This is a genomic window from Streptomyces sp. NPDC012466 (assembly GCF_042955215.1).
Classification (GTDB): Bacteria; Actinomycetota; Actinomycetes; order Streptomycetales; family Streptomycetaceae; genus Streptomyces.
This window is the reverse complement of the sequence record NZ_JBIBEQ010000003.1, coordinates 155,282-176,954: the sequence shown is the minus strand read 5'-3', so window position 1 is coordinate 176,954 and position 21,673 is coordinate 155,282. Positions and strand designations below refer to the sequence as shown.

General features: G+C 71.7%; 18 protein-coding genes and 1 tRNA gene. 8 read left to right on the top strand and 11 right to left on the bottom strand.

Features of this window, described 5'->3' with window-relative positions; all coding sequences use genetic code 11:
• Positions 1-12: 12 nt before the first annotated feature.
• Positions 13-3,501 carry a thiol reductant ABC exporter subunit CydD gene (gene cydD / locus ACFY9E_RS13175; RefSeq protein ID WP_390982441.1) on the top strand — a complete coding sequence of 1,163 codons (3,489 nt, stop codon included), beginning with the start codon at positions 13-15 and terminating at the stop codon, positions 3,499-3,501.
• Positions 3,502-3,602: 101 nt separating this feature from the next.
• Positions 3,603-4,667 carry a peptidoglycan DD-metalloendopeptidase family protein gene (locus tag ACFY9E_RS13170; protein WP_390982438.1) on the top strand — a complete coding sequence of 355 codons (1,065 nt, stop codon included), beginning with the start codon at positions 3,603-3,605 and terminating at the stop codon, positions 4,665-4,667.
• Positions 4,668-4,686: 19 nt separating this feature from the next.
• Here the strand turns inward: ACFY9E_RS13170 and ACFY9E_RS13165 are convergent, their stop codons facing one another.
• The 4 genes from ACFY9E_RS13165 to ACFY9E_RS13150 all read right to left on the bottom strand — a co-directional run bounded on the left by ACFY9E_RS13165 (position 4,687) and on the right by ACFY9E_RS13150 (position 9,184).
• Complete coding sequence (locus tag ACFY9E_RS13165) at positions 4,687-5,556, bottom strand: Cof-type HAD-IIB family hydrolase (RefSeq protein WP_390982435.1); 870 nt, start codon at positions 5,554-5,556, stop codon at positions 4,687-4,689.
• A gap of 165 nt (positions 5,557-5,721) precedes the next feature.
• On the bottom strand, positions 5,722-6,624 hold the full coding sequence (locus ACFY9E_RS13160) for an LLM class flavin-dependent oxidoreductase (protein WP_390982433.1): 903 nt from the start codon (positions 6,622-6,624) through the stop codon (positions 5,722-5,724).
• A gap of 107 nt (positions 6,625-6,731) precedes the next feature.
• A complete protein-coding gene (locus ACFY9E_RS13155) occupies positions 6,732-7,280 on the bottom strand; it encodes an RNA 2'-phosphotransferase (RefSeq protein ID WP_390982430.1) in 549 nt (182 codons plus the stop codon).
• Between the two features lie 146 nt (positions 7,281-7,426).
• A complete protein-coding gene (locus ACFY9E_RS13150) occupies positions 7,427-9,184 on the bottom strand; it encodes an SDR family oxidoreductase (protein WP_390982428.1) in 1,758 nt (585 codons plus the stop codon).
• Positions 9,185-9,352: 168 nt separating this feature from the next.
• On the opposite strand from ACFY9E_RS13150, the gene ACFY9E_RS13145 reads away from it, so the two are divergent.
• The 6 genes from ACFY9E_RS13145 to ACFY9E_RS13120 all read left to right on the top strand — a co-directional run bounded on the left by ACFY9E_RS13145 (position 9,353) and on the right by ACFY9E_RS13120 (position 13,578).
• On the top strand, positions 9,353-10,321 hold the full coding sequence (locus ACFY9E_RS13145; RefSeq protein WP_390983670.1) for an ATP-binding cassette domain-containing protein: 969 nt from the start codon (positions 9,353-9,355) through the stop codon (positions 10,319-10,321).
• Positions 10,311-11,228 carry an ABC transporter permease gene (locus ACFY9E_RS13140; RefSeq protein ID WP_390982425.1) on the top strand — a complete coding sequence of 306 codons (918 nt, stop codon included), beginning with the start codon at positions 10,311-10,313 and terminating at the stop codon, positions 11,226-11,228. Before ACFY9E_RS13145 ends, ACFY9E_RS13140 begins: the two co-directional genes overlap by 11 nt.
• On the top strand, positions 11,225-12,136 hold the full coding sequence (locus ACFY9E_RS13135) for an ATP-binding cassette domain-containing protein (RefSeq protein ID WP_390982422.1): 912 nt from the start codon (positions 11,225-11,227) through the stop codon (positions 12,134-12,136). The genes ACFY9E_RS13140 and ACFY9E_RS13135 overlap by 4 nt, the downstream gene beginning before the upstream one ends.
• 9 nt (positions 12,137-12,145) lie before the next feature.
• Positions 12,146-12,865: an ABC transporter permease subunit gene (locus ACFY9E_RS13130; protein ID WP_390982419.1), complete on the top strand. Its 720-nt coding sequence runs from the start codon at positions 12,146-12,148 to the stop codon at positions 12,863-12,865.
• A gap of 100 nt (positions 12,866-12,965) precedes the next feature.
• Positions 12,966-13,208 (top strand): hypothetical protein, encoded by a 243-nt coding sequence (locus tag ACFY9E_RS13125; protein ID WP_390982416.1) that lies wholly within the window; start codon positions 12,966-12,968, stop codon positions 13,206-13,208.
• Positions 13,209-13,489: 281 nt separating this feature from the next.
• Positions 13,490-13,578: transfer RNA gene (locus tag ACFY9E_RS13120), tRNA-Ser, on the top strand.
• A 37-nt stretch (positions 13,579-13,615) separates the two neighbouring features.
• On the opposite strand, the gene ACFY9E_RS13115 is transcribed toward ACFY9E_RS13120, so the two are convergent.
• The 7 genes from ACFY9E_RS13115 to ACFY9E_RS13085 all read right to left on the bottom strand — a co-directional run bounded on the left by ACFY9E_RS13115 (position 13,616) and on the right by ACFY9E_RS13085 (position 21,651).
• Positions 13,616-14,434, bottom strand: coding sequence for a Cof-type HAD-IIB family hydrolase (locus ACFY9E_RS13115; RefSeq protein WP_390982413.1), 819 nt, complete (start codon positions 14,432-14,434; stop codon positions 13,616-13,618).
• A complete protein-coding gene (serS, locus tag ACFY9E_RS13110) occupies positions 14,431-15,708 on the bottom strand; it encodes a serine--tRNA ligase (protein WP_390982411.1) in 1,278 nt (425 codons plus the stop codon). The genes ACFY9E_RS13115 and serS overlap by 4 nt, the downstream gene beginning before the upstream one ends.
• Before the next feature lie 518 nt (positions 15,709-16,226).
• Complete coding sequence (gene pheA / locus ACFY9E_RS13105) at positions 16,227-17,159, bottom strand: prephenate dehydratase (RefSeq protein WP_390982409.1); 933 nt, start codon at positions 17,157-17,159, stop codon at positions 16,227-16,229.
• Positions 17,160-17,221: 62 nt separating this feature from the next.
• Positions 17,222-18,514 (bottom strand): iron uptake transporter deferrochelatase/peroxidase subunit, encoded by a 1,293-nt coding sequence (gene efeB, locus ACFY9E_RS13100; RefSeq protein WP_390982407.1) that lies wholly within the window; start codon positions 18,512-18,514, stop codon positions 17,222-17,224.
• A gap of 6 nt (positions 18,515-18,520) precedes the next feature.
• Positions 18,521-20,512 (bottom strand): copper resistance protein CopC, encoded by a 1,992-nt coding sequence (locus ACFY9E_RS13095; protein ID WP_390982405.1) that lies wholly within the window; start codon positions 20,510-20,512, stop codon positions 18,521-18,523.
• 12 nt (positions 20,513-20,524) lie between these two features.
• The gene (locus ACFY9E_RS13090; RefSeq protein WP_390982402.1) at positions 20,525-20,998 is read right to left on the bottom strand and encodes a copper chaperone PCu(A)C; all 474 of its coding nucleotides are present in this window, start codon (positions 20,996-20,998) and stop codon (positions 20,525-20,527) included.
• Positions 20,995-21,651 carry an SCO family protein gene (locus ACFY9E_RS13085; protein WP_390982399.1) on the bottom strand — a complete coding sequence of 219 codons (657 nt, stop codon included), beginning with the start codon at positions 21,649-21,651 and terminating at the stop codon, positions 20,995-20,997. Before ACFY9E_RS13085 ends, ACFY9E_RS13090 begins: the two co-directional genes overlap by 4 nt.
• Between the last annotated feature and the right edge of the window lie 22 nt (positions 21,652-21,673).

Sequence of the window (21,673 nt, the reverse complement as noted above, 5' to 3'; positions counted from 1 at the left end):
GGTGTGTTTCACGTGAAACCAATCGATCCGCGTCTGCTTCGGTACGCCCGTGCCACCCGGGGCTTCCTGGTGGCGGTCGTCGCCCTGGGGGCGGTGGGCGCGGGCCTGGTCATCGCGCAGGCGATGCTCATCGCCGAAGTGGTGGTCGGGGCGTTCCAGCACCGCATGCCGGTGTCCGAACTCGGCACTCCCCTGCTGCTGTTGGCCGCCGTCGCGGTCGGCCGGGCGCTGATCGGCTGGCTCACCGAGCTCGCCGCGCACCGGGCGAGCGCGGCGGTGAAGTCCGAGCTGCGGGGCCGGCTGCTGGAGCGTGCGGCTGAGCTCGGTCCGGGCTGGCTGAGCGGGCAGCGGACCGGTTCGCTGGTCGCCCTGGCCACCCGGGGCGTCGACGCCCTCGACGGCTACTTCTCCCGGTATCTGCCGCAGTTGGGTCTCGCGGTGGTCGTGCCGGTGGCGGTGCTGGCGCGGATCCTCACCGAGGACTGGGTCTCCGCGGCCATCATCGTGGGCACCCTGCCCCTCATCCCGGTCTTCATGGTGCTGATCGGCTGGGCCACCCAGGCCCGGATGGACCGTCAGTGGCGGCTGCTGTCACGGCTGTCCGGGCACTTCCTGGACGTGGTCGCGGGGCTGCCGACGCTCAAGGTGTTCGGGCGGGCCAAGGCGCAGGCCGAGTCGATCCGGCGGATCACCGGCGAGTACCGACGGGCGACCATGCGCACGCTGCGGATCGCCTTCATCTCCTCGTTCGCGCTGGAGCTGCTCGCGACGATCTCGGTGGCGCTGGTCGCCGTGACGATCGGCATGCGGCTGGTGCACGGGGAGATGGACCTGTACATCGGCCTGGTCATCCTGATCCTCGCCCCCGAGGCGTATCTGCCGTTGCGGCAGGTCGGGGCGCAGTATCACGCGGCGGCGGAGGGGCTCGCCGCGGCCGAGGAGATCTTCGAGGTCCTGGAGACGCCCGTCCCGGCGTCCGGCTCCGGGGCCGTGCCGGAGGGGGCGCTGTCCTTCGAGGGCGTGACCGTCCGGTACCCGGGGCGGTCGGTGGACGCCGTCTCGAACGTGTCCTTCAGTGTCGAGCCCGGGGAGACGGTCGCGCTGGTCGGTCCGAGCGGCGCGGGCAAGTCCACGCTGCTGAGCGTCCTGCTGGGGTTCGTGCGACCGGCCGAGGGGCGGGTGCGGATCGGGGGAGCCGACCTCACCGACGCCGACCTGGAGCAATGGCGCTCCCGGATCGCGTGGGTGCCGCAGCGGCCGCATCTGTACGCCGGGACGATCACCGAGAACGTACGCCTGGCGCGGCCCGACGCCGACGACGACGCCGTGCGGCGGGCGCTGCGGGACGCCGGGGCGCTGGAGTTCGTCGACGCACTGGCCGGGGGCGTGGACACCGTGCTCGGCGAGGACGGCGCCGGGCTGTCCGCGGGGCAGCGGCAGCGGCTCGCACTGGCTCGGGCGTTCCTCGCGGACCGGCCCGTGCTGCTGCTCGACGAGCCGACGGCGGCGCTGGACGGGGCCACCGAGGCCGAGGTCGTCGCGGCGGTGCGGCGCCTCGCGGCCGGCCGGACCGTGCTGCTGGTGGTGCACCGGCCGGCGCTGCTGGAGGTCGCGGACCGGGTCGTGCGGCTGGCGGAGCCCCAGACCACGATTGCCTTGCCCGGGGCGCCCACCGCGGCCCGGGGAACCGAAACGCGGTCCGTCGAGGCCGAACAGCCCACCCCGGCCGGGTCCGTCGCGACACCGGCTTCGGGCGGGGTCCTCGCCCGCGTGCGCGCCCTGTCCGGCGCCCGGCCCGGGCGTCTCGGACTCGCCCTGCTGCTCGGGAGTCTCGCGCTGGGGAGTGCCGTGGGGCTCATGGCCACCTCCGGCTGGTTGATCTCGCGGGCCTCACAACAGCCGCCCGTGCTGTATCTGATGATGGCCGTCACGGCGACGCGGGCGTTCGGGATCGGGCGAGCCGTCTTCCGCTACGCCGAGCGGCTGGTGTCGCACGACGCCGTGCTGCGGATGCTGGCGGACACCCGGGTCGCTGTGTTCCGCAGGCTGGAGCGGCTGGCGCCGGCCGGACTGCACCGGGCCCGCCGCGGCGATCTGCTCTCCCGCCTGGTCGCGGACGTGGACGCGCTGCAGGACTACTGGCTGCGGTGGCTGCTGCCGGCCGGGGCGGCCGTCGTCGTGTCGGCCGCGTCCGTCGGCTTCACGGCATGGCTGCTGCCCGAGGCCGGGGCGGTGCTCGCGGCCGGGCTCCTGGCGGCGGGGGTCGGCGTGCCGCTGATCACCGGCGCGGTGGCCCGGCGGGCCGAGCACCGGCTGGCAGCCGCCCGCGGGGCGCTCGCGACGCGGGTGGCCGATCTGCTCACCGGTACCGCGGAACTGACGGTCGCCGGTGCCCTGCCCGCGCGGACCGCCCGGGCCCGCGAGGCCGACGGGGTGCTCACCCGCATCGCCTCACGCGCCGCCACCGCCACGGCCCTCGGTGACGGTCTCACCGCGCTGATCTCCGGCCTGACCGTCACGGCCGCCGCCCTGGCCGGAGCGCAGGCGGTCGCCGCCGGGCGTCTGAACGGGGTGGCCATGGCCGTCGTCGTCCTGACCCCGCTCGCCGCCTTCGAGGCCGTGCTCGGACTGCCGCTCGCCGTGCAGTACCGGCAGCGCGTGCGCCGGAGCGCGGAACGGGTGTACGAGGTGCTGGACGCCCCGGAGCCGGTGCGGGAGCCGGAGCGGCCGCGGCAGGCGCCCGCGGCACCGTTCCCGCTCGTCGTCGCGGGGCTGACCGCCCGGCACGCCGGGCAGGAGCTGGACGCGCTCGCCGGGATCGACCTGACCCTCGAGAAGGGGCGCCGGATCGCCGTGGTCGGGCCCTCCGGCTCCGGCAAGACGACGCTGGCGCAGGTCCTGCTCCGGTTCCTCGACCCGGACGCGGGCTCGTACACGCTGGCGGGCGTGGACGCGTACGCGCTGCACAGTGACGACGTCCGGGGGCTCGTCGGGCTGTGTGCGCAGGACGCGCACCTCTTCGACAGCTCGCTGCGCGAGAACCTGCTGCTCGCCAGGAAGGACGCCACCGAGGACCGGCTGCGCGCCGCGCTGGGCCGGGCCCGGCTGCTGGACTGGGCCGACAGCCTGCCCGACGGGCTCGACACGCTCGTCGGCGAGCACGGAGCACGGCTGTCCGGAGGGCAGCGACAGCGGCTGGCGCTGGCCCGGGCACTCCTCGCCGACTTCCCCGTCCTGGTGCTCGACGAGCCCGCCGAGCATCTCGACCTGCCGACCGCCGACGCGCTCACCGCCGATCTGCTGGCCGCCACCGAGGGGCGTACGACGCTGCTCATCACGCACCGTCTGGCGGGCCTCGAAGCGGTCGACGAGGTGATCGTGCTCGACCGGGGACGGGTGGTGCAGCGCGGGCCGTACGCCGAGCTGGTGGCCGTGGACGGGCCGTTGCGGGGGATGGCGCAGCGGGAGGCGGCGGCGGAGTCGCTGGTGGGGGCGCGGTAGCGGCCGGGAACGGCCCGCACTGGGCCGTTCGGCGCAGCCGTTCCCCCAGCCGTACGACGTGAACAGGACCGAGTCGGCCGGACTGGGCGACGATCGCTGACATGCGCTCATATCGCCGTCATCCGCTGGTCGTTCCGGTCCTGCTGTGCGCGCTGGCCGTGCTCGCTGCCCGGCCGGCGGCGACGCCCGAGGAACCCGGCAACACCGGGACCGGCGCGGACACGGGCCTCAGCGCCGAGGTGGCGCGGCTGTACGAGGAAGCCGCGGCGGCGACGCAGCAGTACGAGGCCGGCCGCGAGGAGGCCGAGGAGCAGCGGGCCGAGGCCCAGCGGGCGGAGGCGCTCCTGGACGCGCAGCGGCGGCACATCGCCGCGCTGCACGAGGATCTGGGCCGCATCGCCCGGGCCCAGTACCGCAGCAGCGGTGGCCTGCCGGTGGCGGCGCACATGATCCTCGCCGGCAGCCCCGACGGCCTGATGCGAGGTCAGCACGCCTTCGCCCAAGCGGATCTCGCCGTGAACAACGCGATCTCCAAGAACCGGCGGGCCGAGGCCCGGCTGGCGGCGGACGAGGCCAAGGCCGCGGCCCAGTGGCAGGCCCTGGAGAAGCGCAACACCCAACTCGCCGGTCTCAAGGCGGACATCGAGCAGAAGCTGGAGTCGGCCCGTGCCCAGCTCCAGGGGCAGGCGGACGCCGCGGTCGCCGCCGGGGCGTGCCGCGGAGCGGTCCGGTTGGATCAACCGGAGACGGGCTTCGGCGACGGCGACTGGGTCGCGCCGGTGGAGACGTACGAACTCTCCGCCTCCTACGGCAGCGGTGGCGCGCGCTGGTCGAACCGGCACACCGGGCAGGACTTCGCGGTGCCGATCGGCACACCGGTGCGGGCCGTGGGGGCGGGCCGGGTCGTGAAGGTGTCCTGCGGTGGCGCCTTCGGCATCGAGGTCGTGCTCAAGCACGCGGGCGGTTACTACACGCAGTACGCCCATCTGGCGTCCGTCGCGGTCGACCAGGGGGAGCACGTCAGCCCGGGCCAGTGGATCGGCCAGTCGGGCACCACGGGCAACTCCACCGGGCCGCACCTGCACTTCGAGGCCAGGGTCACACCGGAGACGGGCTCGGCGGTGAACCCGGTGGCGTGGCTGGCGGCGCGCGGGGTGTCCCTCTGAGACCCCCGGCCCCCGGCGGTTACGGCAGTTCCGCCAGCAACTCCTCGATCACGACCGCCACCCCGTCCTCGTTGTTCGCGACCGTCCGGCCCGAGGCGGCGGCGATCACGTCCGGGTGCGCGTTGCCCATCGCGTAGGACCGGCCCGCCCAGGTGAGCATCTCCACGTCGTTGGGCATGTCGCCGAAGGCGACGACCTGCTCGTGCGAGATGCCGCGCTCCGCGCAGCACAGGGCGAGGGTGCTGGCCTTCGACACGCCCGGGCCGCTGATCTCCAGCAGGGCGCTGGGGCTGGAGCGGGTGACGTTGGCGCGGTCGCCGATGGCGAGGCGGGCCAGCGTCAGGAAGGCGTCGGGGTCGATCTCGGGGTGATAGGCGAGGATCTTCAGCACCGGCTCGGCGGCGGCCCGGTGGTCCGGGCCCAGCAGCTCCTCGGCCGGGGCGAGGCTGTCCGGTATCTCCATGTGCAGCTTCGGGTACGCCGGCTCCTGGTAGAAGCCGTACGTCTGCTCCACCGCGTACACCGTGCCCGGCGCCGCCTCGCGCAACAGCCGCACGGCGTCCAGGGCGTTCTCCCGGGCCAGTTCCCGCACCTTCACGAACCGGTGGGCGCCGGGGCCGCCGTGCAGGTCGACCACGGCGGCGCCGTTGCCGCAGATCGCCAGGCCGTGGCCGTGCACGTGGTCGCTGACGACGTCCATCCAGCGGGCCGGGCGGCCTGTGACGAAGAAGACCTCGATGCCCGCCTTCTCGGCTGCGGCGAGCGCGGCGACCGTACGCGGGGAGACCGACTTGTCGTCGCGCAGCAGGGTGCCGTCGAGGTCGGTGGCGATCAGCCGCGGCGGGAGGGTCTCGGCCGCGGTCTCGGGCTGTCGGGTCGCTGAGGTCACCCGGCCATTGTCCCGCACATGCCTGCACGTGCGTGCGGGGCGCCGCACAGGTGAGTGGATACCGCCCTCGCCAGGGCCCCTGCCGGGGACGTCCGGTGGGAGCCGGCACCTGGGACTTCTTCGCCGGAGCCTTCGCCGGAGGCCCCTCGGCACCTCCGTGCACGCTCAGCGCAACTGTGCGGGCGCCTCCATGGCGATCTGCTCGAAGACCTTCTCGTCCGCCGCGAACTGCGAGTCGGGAATCGGCCAGTGGATCACGATCTCCGTGAACCCCAGCTCCACATGCCGCCCGGCGAAGTCCACGAACGCGTTCAGGGACTGGAGGGGACCGCCGCGGTCCGGCGTGAATCCGGTGAGCAGGACCCGGTCGAGATCGGTCATGTCCCGGCCGACCTCGGCGCAGATGTCGTCGAGCCTCTCCGCCTGCCCGCGAATGGCCTGAATCGACTGTTCAGGCGTGCCGTTCTCGTACAGCTTCGGGTCGCCGGTGGTCACCCACGCCTGGCCGAACCGCGCGGCGAGACGCATCCCGCGCGGCCCGGTCGCGGCCACCGCGAACGGCAGCCTGGGGCGCTGCACACAGCCGGGGATGTTCCGCGCCTCGTGGGCCGAGTAGAAGTCCCCCTCGTACGACACGGCGTCCTCGCTGAGCAGCCGGTCGAGCAGCGGGATGAACTCGGAGAGGCGGTCGGCGCGCTCGCGCGGGGTCCACGGCTCCTGGCCGAGCGCGGTGGCGTCGAAGCCGGAGCCGCCCGCGCCGATGCCCAGCGTGACCCGCCCGCGGGAGATGTCGTCGAGAGAGATCAGTTCCTTGGCCAGGGTCACCGGGTGCCGGAAGTTCGGCGAAGTCACCAGGGTGCCCAGCCGCAGCCGGTCGGTGACGCTCGCGGCGGCCGTGAGGGTCGGCAGGGCGCCGAACCACGGGCCGTCCCGGAAGGTGCGCCAGGACAGGTGGTCGTAGGTGTAGGCGGTGTGGAAGCCGAGCTGCTCGGCGCGCGTCCAGGCCGCGCGCCCGCCTTCGTGCCAGCGGCGGTACGGGAGGATCACAGTGCTCAGACGCAGACTCATGACGTCGAGCCTAAGGGAGCCTTGTCGGACACCCGTGTTTCACGTGAAACAGTCACCGTGCGCGTCCGGGTGGACACAGCGCCGGGAGTGATCGGCTGACGCGAAGGTCAGCCCGACTTGGGGAAGCGCAGATAGCGAGCCGGCACGGACTGCGTCAGCCACACCCCGTTCGCACTGACCTGGAAGACATGGCCGTCCCGGTGCATGGCGCCCGCGTCCACCGCCAGCACGACCGGCCGCCCCCGGCGGGCGCCGACGCGGGTCGCCGTCTCCCGGTCGGGCGAGAGGTGCACGGCATGGCGGGTCATCGGGCGGAGCCCCTCGGCCCGGATCGCGTCCAGGGTGCGGGCGACGGTGCCGTGGTAGAGATACGCGGGCGGGGTGGCCGGTGCCAGTCCCAGGTCGACCTCCACGCTGTGGCCCTGACTCGCCCGGATCCGGGCTCCCTCGACGGCGAAACGCCGCTTGTCGTTGGTGGCGACGACATGGTCCAGTTCGTCGCGGGTGAACCGGAAGCCGTGTGCGGCGGCCGCGGCGATCAACGTGTCGATCTCCACCCAGCCGGCCTCGTCGAGGGTCAGCCCGATGCGTTCCGGTTGGTGGCGTAGATGCTTCGACAGGTACTTCGACACCTTCACGGTGCGTCTCTCGTCCATCCCCTCAGGGTGCGGCAGAGACGTGAATCACGCGATCGAGTTTCGCTTCGCAGGTTTGATCCACAACCAAGTGTGGTTATCCACAGCAGAATCGCCAGTTCTGTGGACAACTAACTGACACTGCACGGGATTTGGGGTCCTCGGCCTCATACCGGAGGCTTCACCCGCGCGATCCTCCGCAGTGCCCCCGGCGCCCACCGCGAGAGCCACCGCGCACCCCGCGCCTCGGGCGTCACCGGCACCACCGCCTCGTTGCGCGTCACCGCGCGCAGGATGGCGCGGGCGACCTTCTCCGGCGGGTAGTTGCGCAGCCCGTACAGCCGGGCGGTGCGCCTCTGCAGCCTCTGCTCCTCCCGGGCGTCGACCCCGGCGAAGTGCGCCGTCGATGTGATGGCCGTGTTGACGAAGCCGGGGCAGACCGCCGTCACACCGATCCTCTGCCCGGCGAGCTCCGCCCGCAGGCACTCGCTGAGCATCAGCACGGCCGCCTTGGAGGTGCTGTAGGCGGGCAGCGCCCGGGAGGGCTGGTAGGCCGCGGCCGACGCCACGTTGACGATGTGACCGCCCTGCCCGCGCTCGGCCATCCGGCGGCCGAAGAGCCGGCAGCCGTGGATGACACCCCACAGGTTGACGTCGAGGACCTTCTTCCAGTCCTCCGGCGTGGTGTCGAAGAAGGAACCGGACAGTCCGATCCCGGCGTTGTTCACGAGGACGTCCACCACCCCGTACTCGGCGGTGACCTTCTCGGCGAGCTTCTCCATGGCCTGCTCGTCGGAGACGTCGACCGTCTCCGCCCAGGCGTCCGGGGCGCCGAGCAGGCGCGAGGACTCGGCGGTGCGGACCGCGGCCTCCGCGTTCCGGTCGACGGCCACCACGCGCGCCCCGGCCTTGGCGAACGCGAGCGCCGTGGCCCGCCCGATGCCGCTGCCCGCACCGGTGACCAGCACGAGCTGCCCGCCGAAGCGCTCGGCGTGCTCGCCGCTCGCCACCGCCGGGGGCCGCCCGCTCTCGACGGACGTCACGAACTCGTCGATCCAGGAGGCCAGCTGGTCCGGGCGGGTGCGCGGGATCCAGTGCCCCGCCTGGACGGTCCGGCGGGTCAGCTGCGGAACCCATTGATCCAGTTCGTCGTGGAGCCGCTCCGAGAGGAACCGGTCCTCCAGGGGCGTGATGATCTGCACGGGTGCGTGGGCATGGGCGTCCGCACGCGGGTTGCGCATCCGCGGCCGGACGTTGTCCCGGTACAGCCAGGCCCCGTGGGCCGCGTCCGACGGCAGGGACGCGGTGGGGTAGTCGCCCCCGGGCACCTTCTCGACGCGCTCCAGGATCCGGGGCCAGCGCTTGCCGAGCGGCCCTCGCCAGGCCAGCTCGGGAAGCACGGGCGTGTGCAGCAGGTACACGTACCAGGACCGGGCACCCTGCCCGAGGAGCTGGCCGACCCGCCGCGGGGTGGGCCGCTTCACGCGCCGGTCGATCCAGTGGCCGAAGTGGTCCAGCGACGGCCCGGACATCGACGTGAAGGAGGCGATGCGGCCCTCGGTGCGCCGGACGGTGGTGAACTCCCAGGCCTGCACCGAACCCCAGTCGTGCCCGACCAGGTGCACCGGCTCGTCCGGACTCACCGCGTCCGCCACGGCCAGGAAGTCGTCCGTCAGCTTCTCCAGCGTGAACCCGCCCCGCAGGGGCCGCGGCGCCGTCGAGCGGCCGTGGCCGCGGACGTCGTACGCCACCACGTGGAAGCGCCCGGCGAGCCGCTCGGCGACCTCGGACCACACCTCTTTGCTGTCGGGGTAGCCGTGCACCAGGACGACCGTCGGCCGTCCCGGATCACCCAGCTCGGCCACGCACAGCTCGACTTCGCCGGTCCGCACCCTGCGCTCCCGCGCACCCGTCAGCAACGTCATCCGGCGAATCTGGCAGTTGTTAGAGAGTTCGTCAATAGAGGCTTCCCGACCGTGGTAACTCTCGAGAACCAGCTCCCCTAGGGGCCCGTAATACTCAGGGCTGACCCGAAGACAGCTCTGCGGAGTGACGACCGCCACCCGCACGGCCCCTACCTTCGAGGGGTGACTGTGATCGCGACCGAAAGCCTGAGCAAGCGGTTCCCCCGGGTGACCGCGCTTGACCGGCTCTCCGTGGACGTCGGACCCGGTGTGACCGGACTCGTCGGAGCCAACGGAGCCGGCAAGTCCACACTGATCAAGATCCTGCTGGGTCTGTCCCCCGCCACCGAGGGCCGCGCCGAAGTGCTCGGCCTCGACGTCGCCACCCAAGGCGCCGACATCCGTGAGCGCGTCGGCTACATGCCCGAGCACGACTGCCTGCCGCCGGACGTCTCCGCCACCGAGTTCGTCGTCCACATGGCGCGCATGTCCGGCCTGCCGCCCACCGCCGCGCGTGAGCGCACGGCCGACACCCTGCGCCACGTCGGCCTGTACGAGGAGCGCTACCGCCCCATCGGCGGCTACTCGACCGGCATGAAGCAGCGCGTCAAGCTCGCGCAGGCCCTCGTCCACGACCCGCAGCTGGTCTTCCTGGACGAGCCGACCAACGGCCTCGACCCGGTCGGCCGCGACGAGATGCTCGGCCTGATCCGCCGCATCCACACCGACTTCGGCATCTCGGTCCTGGTCACCTCCCACCTGCTGGGCGAGCTGGAGCGCACCTGTGACCACGTCGTGGTCGTCGACGGCGGCAAGCTCCTGCGCTCCAGCTCCACCACGGACTTCACGCAGACCACCACGACCCTCGCGATCGAGGTCACCGACACCGACGAGCACCCGGACGGTACCCGTGCGGTGCGCGAGGCGCTGCACGCACGCGGGGTGAGCGTCGAGGACGGCAGCGGCCTGCCGGGCGCCGGCCACGTCCTGCTGCTCACCGCGCAGGGCGAGGAGACGTACGACCTGGTCCGGGACGTGATCGCCGACCTCGGACTCGGCCTGGTGCGCATGGAGCAGCGCAGGCACCACATCTCCGAGGTCTTCACGACCGATGACCGGCACGAGCAGCGGAAGGAGGCGGTCGGCCATGGCGGTTGAGCACTCCACGGGGACACCGGCCCCGGCACCGGGTGACCAGACCCGCATCCACAACATCGGCTACCGCAGCTACGACGGCCCCCGCCTCGGCCGCGCCTACGCCCGCCGCTCCCTGTACTCGCAGTCCCTGCGCGGCTCCTACGGCCTCGGCCGCTCGGTGAAGTCCAAGGTGCTGCCGATGCTGCTGTTCGTGGTGATGTGCGTGCCCGCTGCCATCATGGTCGCCGTCGCGGTCGCCACCAAGGCCAACGCCCTGCCCCTGGACTACACGCGCTACGCGATCGTCATGCAGGCGGTCATCAGCCTGTACGTCGCCTCGCAGGCCCCCCAGTCCGTCTCGCGGGACCTGCGCTTCAAGACCGTTCCGCTGTACTTCTCGCGGCCCATCGAGACCGCCGACTACGTCCGCGCCAAGTTCGCGGCGCTGGCCTCGGCGCTGTTCGTCCTCACGGCCGCTCCCCTGCTCGTGCTCTACATCGGCGCCCTGCTGGCCAAGCTCGACTTCGCCGACCAGACCAAGGGATTCGCACAGGGACTCGTGTCCGTGGCACTGCTCTCACTGCTCTTCGCCGGCATCGGCCTGGTCATCGCGTCCTTCACCCCGCGCCGCGGCTTCGGCATCGCGGCCGTGATCGCAGTGCTGACCATCACCTACGGCGCGGTCTCCACCCTCCAGGCCATCGCCGACGCCCAGGGCAGCGGCGACGCCGTGCCGTGGATCGGGCTGTTCTCGCCGATCACGATCGTCGACGGTGTGCAGTCCGCGTTCCTGGGCGCGACGTCCGCCTCTCCCAGCGGGGTGGGCCCGAGCAACGCCGAGGGCGTCGTCTACGTGGTCGTCGCCCTGGGCCTGATCGCGGCGAGCTACGCCCTCCTGATGCGCCGCTACAAGAAGGTGGGACTGTGACCACGCTCTCCATCGACCACGTCTCCCGCTGGTTCGGCAACGTGGTCGCCGTCAACGACATCACCATGACCATCGGCCCCGGCGTCACGGGCCTGCTCGGCCCGAACGGCGCCGGCAAGTCCACCCTCATCAACATGATGGGCGGCTTCCTGGCCCCCTCCACCGGCACGGTCACCCTCGACGGCCAGGCCGTGTGGCGCAACGAGCAGATCTACAAGCAGATCGGCGTCGTGCCCGAGCGTGAGGCCATGTACGACTTCCTCACCGGGAAGGAGTTCGTCCTGGCCAACGCCGAACTGCACGGTCTGGGCGCCAAGGCGGCCCAGAAGGCGCTCGCCACGGTCGAGATGGAGTACGCGCAGGACCGCAAGATCCAGACGTACTCCAAGGGCATGCGCCAGCGCGTGAAGATGGCCTCCGCCCTGGTCCACGATCCCTCCCTGCTCCTGCTGGACGAGCCGTTCAACGGCATGGACCCACGCCAGCGCATGCAGCTGATGGACCTGCTGCGCCGCATGGGCGACGAGGGCCGCACGGTGCTGTTCTCGTCCCACATCCTCGAAGAGGTCGAGCAACTCGCCTGGCACATCGAGGTCGTCGTCGCCGGCCGGCACGCCGCCAGCGGTGACTTCCGCAAGATCCGCCGCCTGATGACCGACCGGCCGCACCGCTACCTGGTGCGTTCCAGCGACGACCGCGCCCTCGCGGCCGCGCTGATCGCCGACCCGTCGACGGCCGGCATCGAGGTCGACCTCGCCGAGGGCGCGCTGCGCGTCCAGGCCGTCGACTTCGGCCGCTTCACGGCCCTGCTGCCGCGGGTGGCCAGGGACCACGGCATCCGGCTGCTCACGGTCTCGCCGTCCGACGAGTCCCTCGAGTCCGTCTTCTCGTACCTCGTCGCGGCGTAGGAGGCCCTGATGTACGACCCCACAGTCGCCCGGCTCACGTACCGGGCCCTGCTCGGCAGGCGCCGGGCCCTCATCCTCGGCGCCCTGCCCATGCTGCTGATCGTGATCGCCGTGGTGGTGCGCGCGCTGGCAGGGGCGGACGACCAGACGGCGTCCGACCTGCTGGGCGGACTCGCCCTCGCGACGATGGTCCCGATCATCGGCGTCATCGCCGGAACGGGCGCGATCGGACCGGAGATCGACGACGGCTCGGTGGTGTACCTGCTGTCCAAGCCGATCAAGCGGCCGACGATCATCTTCACCAAGCTGATCGTGGCCATCGCGGTGACCATGGTGTTCTCCGCGGTGCCGACGCTCATCGCCGGCTTCATCCTGAACGGCAACGGCCAGCAGGTCGCCGTCGCCTACACGGTGGCCGCCCTGGTCGCCTCCATCGCGTACGCGGCCCTGTTCCTGCTGCTCGGCACGGTCTCCCGGCACGCGGTGGTGTTCGGGCTCGTCTACGCGCTGGTCTGGGAGGCCCTGTTCGGCTCCCTGGTGCCGGGCGCCCGCACCCTGAGCGTCCAGCAGTGGTCGCTGGCCGTCGCCCAGAAGGTGTCCGGCGGGGACCTGGTCTCCTCCGACGTGGGTCTGACCACGGCGACGGTGCTGCTGGTGGCGGTCACGGTGCTGGCCACCTGGTTCGCCGGACAGAAGCTGCGCTCCCTGACGCTCGCCGGCGAGGAGTGACGCACCCCGGCCTTGACGGGGGCTTCACCTTCGCCAGGTCACACTGGGCGAACGGGATGTAGGGGAATCGCAACGGGAGTTGGACGGCTGGAGGACGGGTATGGCGGGCGAGAGGGCTCAGTACGACGACGCCGGGGGCGAGGCCCGGGACGACCTCGACGGTGTCGTACTGGACGAGGACTTCATACGCTCCGCCGGGACCTCCGAGCCGTCCGCCCGTGCCCGGATGCTCGCCGCGAAGTGGCGGCGCGAGGAACCGGAGCCGCAGCCCTGGCGTTCCGACGAGCCGCCCGCGGGCTGGTTCTTCAGCAAGGCCCGGCGGCGCAAGTGGCGCAGGAAGTGACCGGACCGCCGCCGGTCAGACCGCCGGTTTAATCAGTGGCGTCCCATTCACCCGGCGGGCAGAGTGGTTGTCGTCACGGCCGGGCGAGGAGCCCGGCGCCACGTTCTGGGAGAGGAGCGGGACGATGTCCATGCACGGCAGTACGTTCAGCTCCCTTCAGGGCAGCCCGCGGCGGGATCCGGAGTAGTCACCACTCCTCCGTGGAACCCGCACCACACGGGGAGCTGCCCGGGGCGGCCGCTTCGAGCACGCGAATCGCACATCGCGTGGGCCGCCCACCCGGAGGATTGGCCGAGTGGTAAGGCACCGGTTTGCTACACCGTGGTCGGGTCCGGAAGGGCCCGCGCACGTTCGATCCGTGCATCCTCCGCCCAGCACCGTCGAGCCCTGAGCACCGGGCCCGGGGTTCAGCCCAGCAACCGCTCCAGCACCACCGCGATGCCGTCCTCGTCGTGGGAGGACGTCACCTCGTCGGCCACCGCCTTCAACTCCTCGTGGGCGTCCGCCATGGCGACGCCGTAGGAGGCCCAGGCGAACATCGGGATGTCGTTGGGCATGTCGCCGAAGGCGATCGTGTCGGCCGCCTTCAACCCGAGCCGGCGGGCCGCCAGGGACAGCCCCGTCGCCTTGGACAGCCCCAGGGGGAGGAGTTCGACGATGCCCTCGCCCGCCATCGTGACGGTGACGAAACCGCCGGCGGTCCGCGTGGCCGCCTCGCAGAGCTCGTCGTCGGTCAGCGTCGGGTGCTGGATGTACAGCTTGTTCAGAGGCGCGGTCCACAGGTCCGACGCGTCCGTGAAGGGCGTGGCGGGCAGGGTGCCCTGGACCGCGTAGCCCGGACCCACCAGCACCTCGCCGTCCAGGCCGTCACGGCTCGCCGCCAGGTACAGCGGGCCGACCTCCGCCTCGATCTTGGCCAGCGCCACCCCGGCCAGCTGCCGGTCCAGCGTCACCGATGTCAGCAGGCGGTGCGCGCCGACGTCGTAGACCTGCGCGCCCTGGCCGCAGACGGCCAGGCCCTGGTAGCCGAGGTCGTCGAGGATGTGCCGGGTCCAGGGGACCGCGCGGCCGGTGACGACGATGTGCGCGGCGCCCGCCGCGGTGGCCGCGGCGAGCGCGTCACGGGTGCGCTGCGACACCGTGTCGTCGGAGCGCAGCAGCGTCCCGTCGAGGTCGGTGGCGACGAGCCGGTACGGGAAGCCGCCCGGGGAAGCCGTCTCGCTCACTTCGCCACCGGCTCCAGGACCTCCCGGCCGCCGAGGTACGGACGCAGCACCTCGGGCACGCGCACCGAACCGTCGGCCTGCTGGTGGTTCTCCAGGATCGCCACGATCGTGCGCGGGACGGCGCACAGCGTGCCGTTGAGGGTGGCCAGCGGGCGGACCTGCTTGCCGTCACGGACGCGGATCGACAGGCGGCGGGACTGGAACTCGGTGCAGTCCGAGGTCGAGGTCAGCTCGCGGTACTTGCCCTGGGTCGGGATCCACGCCTCGCAGTCGAACTTGCGGGAGGCCGAGGCACCCAGGTCGGCGCTCGCCACGTCGATCACGCGGTACGGCAGCTCCAGCGAGGTCAGCCACTGCTTCTCCCAGTCCAGCAGGCGCTGGTGCTCGGCCTGCGAGTCCTCGGGAGCGACGTAGGAGAACATCTCGACCTTGTCGAACTGGTGCACGCGGAAGATGCCCCGGGTGTCCTTGCCGTGCGAGCCGGCCTCGCGCCGGAAGCAGGGCGAGAAGCCCGCGTAGCGCAGGGGGAGGCGGTCGGCGTCGAGGATCTCGTCCATGTGGTACGCCGCGAGCGCCACCTCGGACGTGCCGACCAGGTAGAGGTCGTCGTCGGCGAGGTGGTAGACGTCCTGCGCGGCCTGGCCGAGGAAGCCCGTGCCGGCCATGGACTGGGGGCGTACCAGCGCCGGGGTCAGCATCGGGGTGAAGCCGGCCGCGGTGGCCTGCGCCATCGCCGCGTTCACCAGGGCGAGCTCCAGGAGCGCGCCCACGCCCGTCAGGAAGTAGAAGCGCGAGCCGGAGACCTTGGCCCCCCGCTCGACGTCGATCGCGCCGAGGATCTGGCCGAGCGCCAGGTGGTCCTTGGGCTCGAAGCCCTCGGCGGCGAAGTCGCGGATCGTGCCGTGCGTCTCGAGCGTGACGAAGTCCTCCTCGCCGCCCACGGGCACGTCCGGGTGGACGAGGTTGCCGAGCCTCTGGAGCAGTTCCTGGGTCTCGGTCGCGGCGGCGTCGCGGTCCGCGTCGGCCGCCTTGACGTCGGCGGCGAGCTGGCCCGCCTTCTTCAGCAGCTCGGCCTTCTCGTCGCCGGCCGCCTTGGGGATGAGCTTGCCGAGCGCCTTCTGCTCGGCGCGCAGCTCGTCGAAGCGGACGCCGGACGACCTGCGCCGCTCGTCGGCAGACAGGAGGGCGTCGACGAGCGCGACGTCCTCTCCACGGGCGCGCTGCGACGCGCGCACACGGTCGGGGTCCTCACGGAGCAGGCGAAGGTCAATCACGCGCCCAAGGCTACCGGTGCGGGGTGGCCGCCCACGACTCACTATGGACGGGGTGGCATACGTACCGTTATGAGCGAATTACGTGCAGTGTCAATGCGGGGGCCCTCCATCCCCGGTGCGAGGCATCCCCAGGGCGCGGCATTGACATGAATCCCTTGCGGGAAGCGGGACTTGGGCTGCGGTTGTCCACAGGGATCCACACGCCCCCAAAGGTTATCCACAGGCTGTGTGGAAGATCTGTGGACTTCGGAATTGATCACTCCGGAAGACCCGTTACTCCCTCGGAATTCCAGATGTAAACCCGCTCTATCCTCACTTTCGAGTGGAAAGCAGTCACCCCGAAGAGTTACACAAAGGAAAACGGTGGACGAAGGGTGACCTGCGTGCGGATGGACCCATCAGGGGCCTGTAGGGCGATTTGTCGACTGGGTCATGCTTCGTTGTCGACTTGTCCCCAGGTCGAGAAGCGCCCTGTGGATAACTTCTGTGGATAACGACAATCGGCAGGTACGACCGCCCTAGAAGCGGCCGTCCTGGCACCGCGCGACCCAGTCCGCCGCCGCGACGAACTCGTCGTCGGAGGTGCCCAGACGCGGTGGCTGCACATCCCCCGGCTGCATGTCCGCGCGCGGGTAGGAACCGAGGTAGCGCACCTGGAGGCAGATCCGCTTCAGACCCATCAGGGCGTCGGCCACCCGGCGGTCGGAGATGTGGCCCTCGGCGTCGATGCAGAAGCAGTAGTTGCCGATGCCCGCGCCGGTGGGCCGGGACTGGAGCAGCATCAGGTTGATGCCGCGGGTGGCGAACTCGCCGAGCAGGTCGCGCAGGCCGCCGGGGTGGTCGTCGCGCTGCCACAGCACGATCGAGGTCTTGTCCGCGCCGGTCGGGGCGGCGGGCCGGGCGGGCCGGCCGACCAGCACGAACCGCGTCTGGGCGTTCTCCGCGTCGTGGATCCCGGTCTCCAGCGCCTCCAGGCCGTAGCGGGCGGCAGCGAACTCACCGGCGAAGGCGGCGTCGTACTGGCCCTCCTGGACGAGCCGGGCGGCATCCGCGTTCGAGGCGGCCGACTCCCAGTGCGCGTCCGGGAGATGCTTCTTCAGCCAGTTGCGCACCTGCGGCTGTGCGGCCGGATGGGCGGAGACGGTCTTGATGTCCGACAGCCTCGTGCCCGGGCGGACCAGCAGCGCGAAGGTGATCGACAGCAGGACCTCGCGGTAGATCATCAGCGGAGCGCCGGCGACCAGCTCGTCGAGGGTGGTGGTGATACCGCCCTCGACGGAGTTCTCGATCGGCACGAACGCGGCCTCGGCCTCGCCGGCGCGTACCGCGTCGAGCGCGGACTGGACGGACACGTACGGGATGAGCTCCCGGGTGGCGGCCTCGGGAAGCGTACGCAGGGCGACTTCGGTGAAGGTGCCCTCGGGGCCGAGATACGCATAGCTCGCTGGCATGACCTCACCCTAATGGGCCCGCGGAAGGGCTATCCCTCACAAGCCCGAACTGGGGTGAACTCTCACCCCTCCAGCAGCTTCTGCCCCACGTACTCGCCCTCCGCGGCCCCGCCCGGCACGGCGAACAGCCCGCTCGACTCGTGCCGGATGAACTGCGACAGGGCGTCGCCGCGGTCGAGCTTGCGCTGCACCGGCACGAACCCACGCAGCGGATCGGCCTGCCAGCAGATGAAGAGCAGACCCGCGTCCGGCACCCCGTCGCCGTCGATGCCGTCGTGGAAGGAGAACGGGCGGCGGAGCATCGCCGCGCCACCGTTCTGGTCGGGCCGTGTGATGCGGGCGTGAGCGTTGATCGGGACGACCAGATTGCCCTTGGCGTCCGTCTTCTCCAGGTCCATCGCGGTCGTCTCGGTGCCCCCGGACAGCGCCGCCCCGTCGGACTTGCGGCGCCCGATCACGTCCTCCTGCGCCTTGACGGAGAGCTGCTCCCAGTCGTCGAGGAGCATCCGGATCCGGCGTACGACGGCGTAGGAACCGTTCGCCATCCAGGCCGGTTCGCCCTTCTCGGGGACGAAGATGCGCTGGTCGAAGTCCGCTTCGCTCGGCTTCGGATTGCGGGTGCCGTCGATCTGGCCCATGAGGTTGCGGGCCGTCATGGGGTGGGAGGTGGCGCCGGGTGAGCGGTTGAAGCCGTTCATCTGCCAGCGCACCTTGGCCGCCCGGCCCGCGTCCTTCTGGACGGCGCGCAGGGCGTGGAAGGCGACCAGGGCGTCATGGGCGCCGATCTGCACCCACAGGTCGCCGTTGCTGCGGTTCTTGTCGAGCTGGTCGGAGGAGAACTCGGGCAGCGGGTCGAGGGCGGTCGGGCGCTGCTTCTCCAGGCCCGTCCGGGCGAAGAAGCTGTGGCCGAAGCCGAAGGTGATCGTCAACGACGAGGGGCCGGCGTCACGGGCCACGTCGGTGTCGTCGTGGGGGCTCGGCTCGCCCGCCATCAGCCGCCGGGCCGTCTCCGACCAGCGGCGCAGCAGAGCGGCGGCTTCCTTGCGGCCGGCGCCTGCCGCCAGGTCGAAGGCCACGAGGTGGCCGCGGGCCTGGAGGCCGTCGGTGATGCCGGGCTGATGTTTCCCGTGAAACATCGCCCGGCCCGTGCCGAGCGAGGTCAGCGGAGCGGCGGCTTCGGAAGGGGCGGCGGCATAGCCCACAGCGGCACCCGCCGTGCCGAGGACGAGCCCGGTGGCACCGGCGGTACCGAGCAGCCGCCGCCGGGAGATGCCCTCGTGGGCGGCGGCCGCTTCGCGTTCCCCGGTGGTGGTGGCCTCAGGGGTGCGGGCCTTCGGAAGGGACTGGTCAGGCATGGTCGTTCAGCCGATCTGAGCGTTCTTGGAGACGGTCACCTCGTCGATGTCGGAGGTCCGCACGGTCACGTCGACCTTCCAGTCGCCGGCCATGGGGATCTGCACTCCGTTCGCCGACCAGTGTCCGGTAGCGATGTGGTCGGGGACGACGGGCAGGGGCCCGATGTCCTTGGCTTCGAGGGTGAACTCGACCTTCACCTCGGGGATGTCGAAGGCCCGGCCGTTGGGCCGCTCCACATAGACGTGCATCTCGTTGTCGCCCACGCGCGCGGGGTCGACGTCGACGGTGACGATGCCCTTGCCGTCCTCGCCGCCGGTGTCGAACGGCATGTTCAGGGTCAGCGCCCCGGACGCGCCCGTGTCGGCGGTGGAGGAAGCGGAGGACGAGGTGGCCGCCTTGGCCTCCTGCTCGGTGCGTCCCGGCTCGGTCTGCGTCAGGACGGTGGTGACGGCGAGCAGCACCACCGCGATGCCGGCCTCGGCCAGCACGGAGCGCCGCAGCCCGAAGCGGTTCGGGTCCGCGTCTCGCATCCGCTTCCGCCGCGCGGCATCCCGGGCGGCCTGCTGCCGGGCGAGCTGCGCGGCGCGTTCGGCGTCGGCGGGCTCGGAGCCGGGCTGCTCACCGGTGCCGGTGCCGGTGGCGGTGTCGAGACCGCTGTCGCCCTCCCTCTGGTCAGAGGCGTCGACGTCGTCGCCGGCCGCGGCGCCGTCCGCCCCCGCTCCGACCCGCTCCTTCTCCCGTACCGCCGCTGCCTCCACCGGCGCCGTCTCCGCCAGCCGTCCCGTCCACCGGCGCGAGATCCACGCGACCCCGACCAGGACGACCACGAGGGCGATCTTGGCCAGGAGGAGCTGGCCGTAGCGGGTGTCGGTGAAGGCCGACCAGGAGCCGAGCTGGCGCCAGGACTGGTACGTGCCGGTCGCGATCAGGGCGAGGACGCTGCCGAAGGCGAGCCGGGAGAAGCGGTGCACGGCGGCGGTGTCGACGGGCGTGTCGGCGGGCGCGCGGTACAGGGCGACCAGGAGCGCGCCCAGTCCGCCGAGCCAGGCGGCGACGGCCAGCAGATGGAGCACGTCGACCGGCATGGCGATACCCGCCTGGAGACCGACCGAGGCGTGTTCGGACATCGCCCAGCTCGCCGCCAGACCGGCCGCCACCACGATGCCGCCGATCGAGAGCCCGAAGGTCAGGTCCCGCTTCTCCTGCGCGTCCTCCCGCTTGTCGTACGCCCCGAACAGCACGGCGATGAAGAGCGCCGCCGCCGCGAGCAGCAGCAGCCGGGACACCAGGGCCGCCCCGCTCTTGGTCTGCAGCACCTGCCCGAGCAGGGACAGGTCGAAGATGTCGGAGACCTTCCCGGAGCCCGTGAAGGAGCCGCGCAGAAGCAACAGGGCGAGGGTCGCCGCCGTGAGCGCGACCCATCCGGAGACGACGAACCGCTGAACCGGCCGCACCCCGGAACCGCGCCGCCAGCAGGCGAGCACGAAGGCGGCGCCGCCGGCCATCACGATGAACCCGCCGTACGACACGTACCGCCCGAAGCCGTACAGCCAGCCCACGACCCCGTCGTCCGCCGACTGCCCGGAGACCGACACGGACGTCTTGGAGGGGGCTCCGATGGAGAAGGTGTAGGCACCGGCGACGGGATGGCTGTCCGCCGAGACGACCTGGTAGGCCACCGTGTACGTGCCGTCGGGCAGCCCCGAGTGCAGCGGGACGGCATACGTCGTGCCGCTGACGTTGGCCGGCTTGCCCGTGTCGACGCGCTTGCCTTCGGGGTCGAGCACGCGCAGCGAGTCGTCGGACAGCGCGACCTGCTCGGAGAAGGTGAGCGAGATCCGGGCCGGTGCCTTGTCGACCACCGCCCCCTGTCCGGGGTCGCTGCCGGTCACCGCGGCGTGCGCGGAGGCCGGGCCGGCTCCGGCGAGAAGTGCGCAGGCCGCGGCCAGGAGCAGCAGTACCAGTGTCCGGACGCGGGGGGCGATGGTCTGCGTCACAGGGTCCCTCCCTCAGTGTCCGGTCGTGGGCGTGTAGGTCGCCGGCTTCACCGGCATCTCGACCTTCACGGGGGCGGAGTGGGCGAAGTGCAGCTCGACGGAGACCGTCTGGCCTTCCTTCGGCTTGCTCTTCAGCTGCTCGAACATCAGGTGGTCGCCGCCGCTCCTCAGCTCCAGCCGGCCGCCCGCGGGGATCTTGAGGCTCTTGACCTCCCGCATCGCCCCGTCGACGGTCTCGTGCACGGTGACCTGCCCGGCGATGCCGCTGGTGACCGAGGTCAGCTCGTCGTCGGCACCGCCCTTGTTGGTGACGGTGAGGAAGCCGGCCGCCATGTCGTCGGACACCGGCTGCGGCATGTACGCGGAGCCGACGGAGAGTTCCGCCTTGCCGGAGCCGCTGTCACCGCCCGAGTCCGAGCCGCCGCAGCCGGCCAGGGCCAGTGCCCCGGCTATGGCGAGGGCCGCCGGGCCGATTCGCCGCCTCACGGGTTCTCCCCCTTGACGATCTTGGGGAGGTCCTTGGTGTAGTCGTCGACGGTGGCGTCCTCGCCGTAGAGCACATAGCCGCCGTCGGTCTTCGGGGAGAACGCGATGACCTGGGTGCCGTGCTCGGAGACGAGCTTGCCGTTCTTGTCCTTCCGCGTCGGCTCGATGGAGATGCCGAGGGTGCGGGCGCCGGCCTGGATGGTCGCGAAGTCGCCGGTGAGACCGACGAAGGTGGAGTCGATGCCCTTGAGCCACTTGCCGAGCTCGGCCGAGGTGTCGCGCTTGGGATCGGTGGTCACGAACACCACGCGCAGCTCGTCCTGCTCGGCCTTGGGCAGCTGCTTCTTGGCGACGGCGATGTTGTTCATCGTCAGCGGGCAGACGTCGGGGCAGTGGGTGTAGCCGAAGTAGATCAGGGTGGGCTTGCCCGCGGTCTCCTTGCGGAGGTCGTACTTCTTGCCCTGCGTGTCGGTGAGGACCAGGTCCGGCTTCTCGAACGGCTTGTCGAGGACGGTGGCGGCCTTGTCGGTCCCGGCCTCCTCCGACACCACGGAAACGGGCTTCTCGCTGTCGCCACCGCCGCTGCCGCAGGCGGTCAGGGTCAGGGAGGCGGCGGCGAGCAGAGCGGCCGCGGCGAAGGTCTTGGTGCGCATAGAAAAATGTCCCAGATGTCGG

Excerpts from the sequence above, each read along its gene's own strand:
- ACFY9E_RS13170 (WP_390982438.1), top strand. The coding sequence starts at position 3,603 with ATGCGCTCATATCGCCGTCATCCGCTGGTCGTTCCGGTCCTGCTGTGC.
- ACFY9E_RS13160 (WP_390982433.1), bottom strand. The coding sequence starts at position 6,624 with ATGAGTCTGCGTCTGAGCACTGTGATCCTCCCGTACCGCCGCTGGCAC.
- ACFY9E_RS13155 (WP_390982430.1), bottom strand. The coding sequence starts at position 7,280 with ATGGACGAGAGACGCACCGTGAAGGTGTCGAAGTACCTGTCGAAGCAT.
- ACFY9E_RS13150 (WP_390982428.1), bottom strand. The coding sequence starts at position 9,184 with ATGACGTTGCTGACGGGTGCGCGGGAGCGCAGGGTGCGGACCGGCGAA.
- ACFY9E_RS13140 (WP_390982425.1), top strand. The coding sequence starts at position 10,311 with ATGGCGGTTGAGCACTCCACGGGGACACCGGCCCCGGCACCGGGTGAC.
- ACFY9E_RS13130 (WP_390982419.1), top strand. The coding sequence starts at position 12,146 with ATGTACGACCCCACAGTCGCCCGGCTCACGTACCGGGCCCTGCTCGGC.
- ACFY9E_RS13125 (WP_390982416.1), top strand. The coding sequence starts at position 12,966 with ATGGCGGGCGAGAGGGCTCAGTACGACGACGCCGGGGGCGAGGCCCGG.
- pheA (WP_390982409.1), bottom strand. The coding sequence starts at position 17,159 with ATGCCAGCGAGCTATGCGTATCTCGGCCCCGAGGGCACCTTCACCGAA.
- efeB (WP_390982407.1), bottom strand. The coding sequence starts at position 18,514 with ATGCCTGACCAGTCCCTTCCGAAGGCCCGCACCCCTGAGGCCACCACC.
- ACFY9E_RS13085 (WP_390982399.1), bottom strand. The coding sequence starts at position 21,651 with ATGCGCACCAAGACCTTCGCCGCGGCCGCTCTGCTCGCCGCCGCCTCC.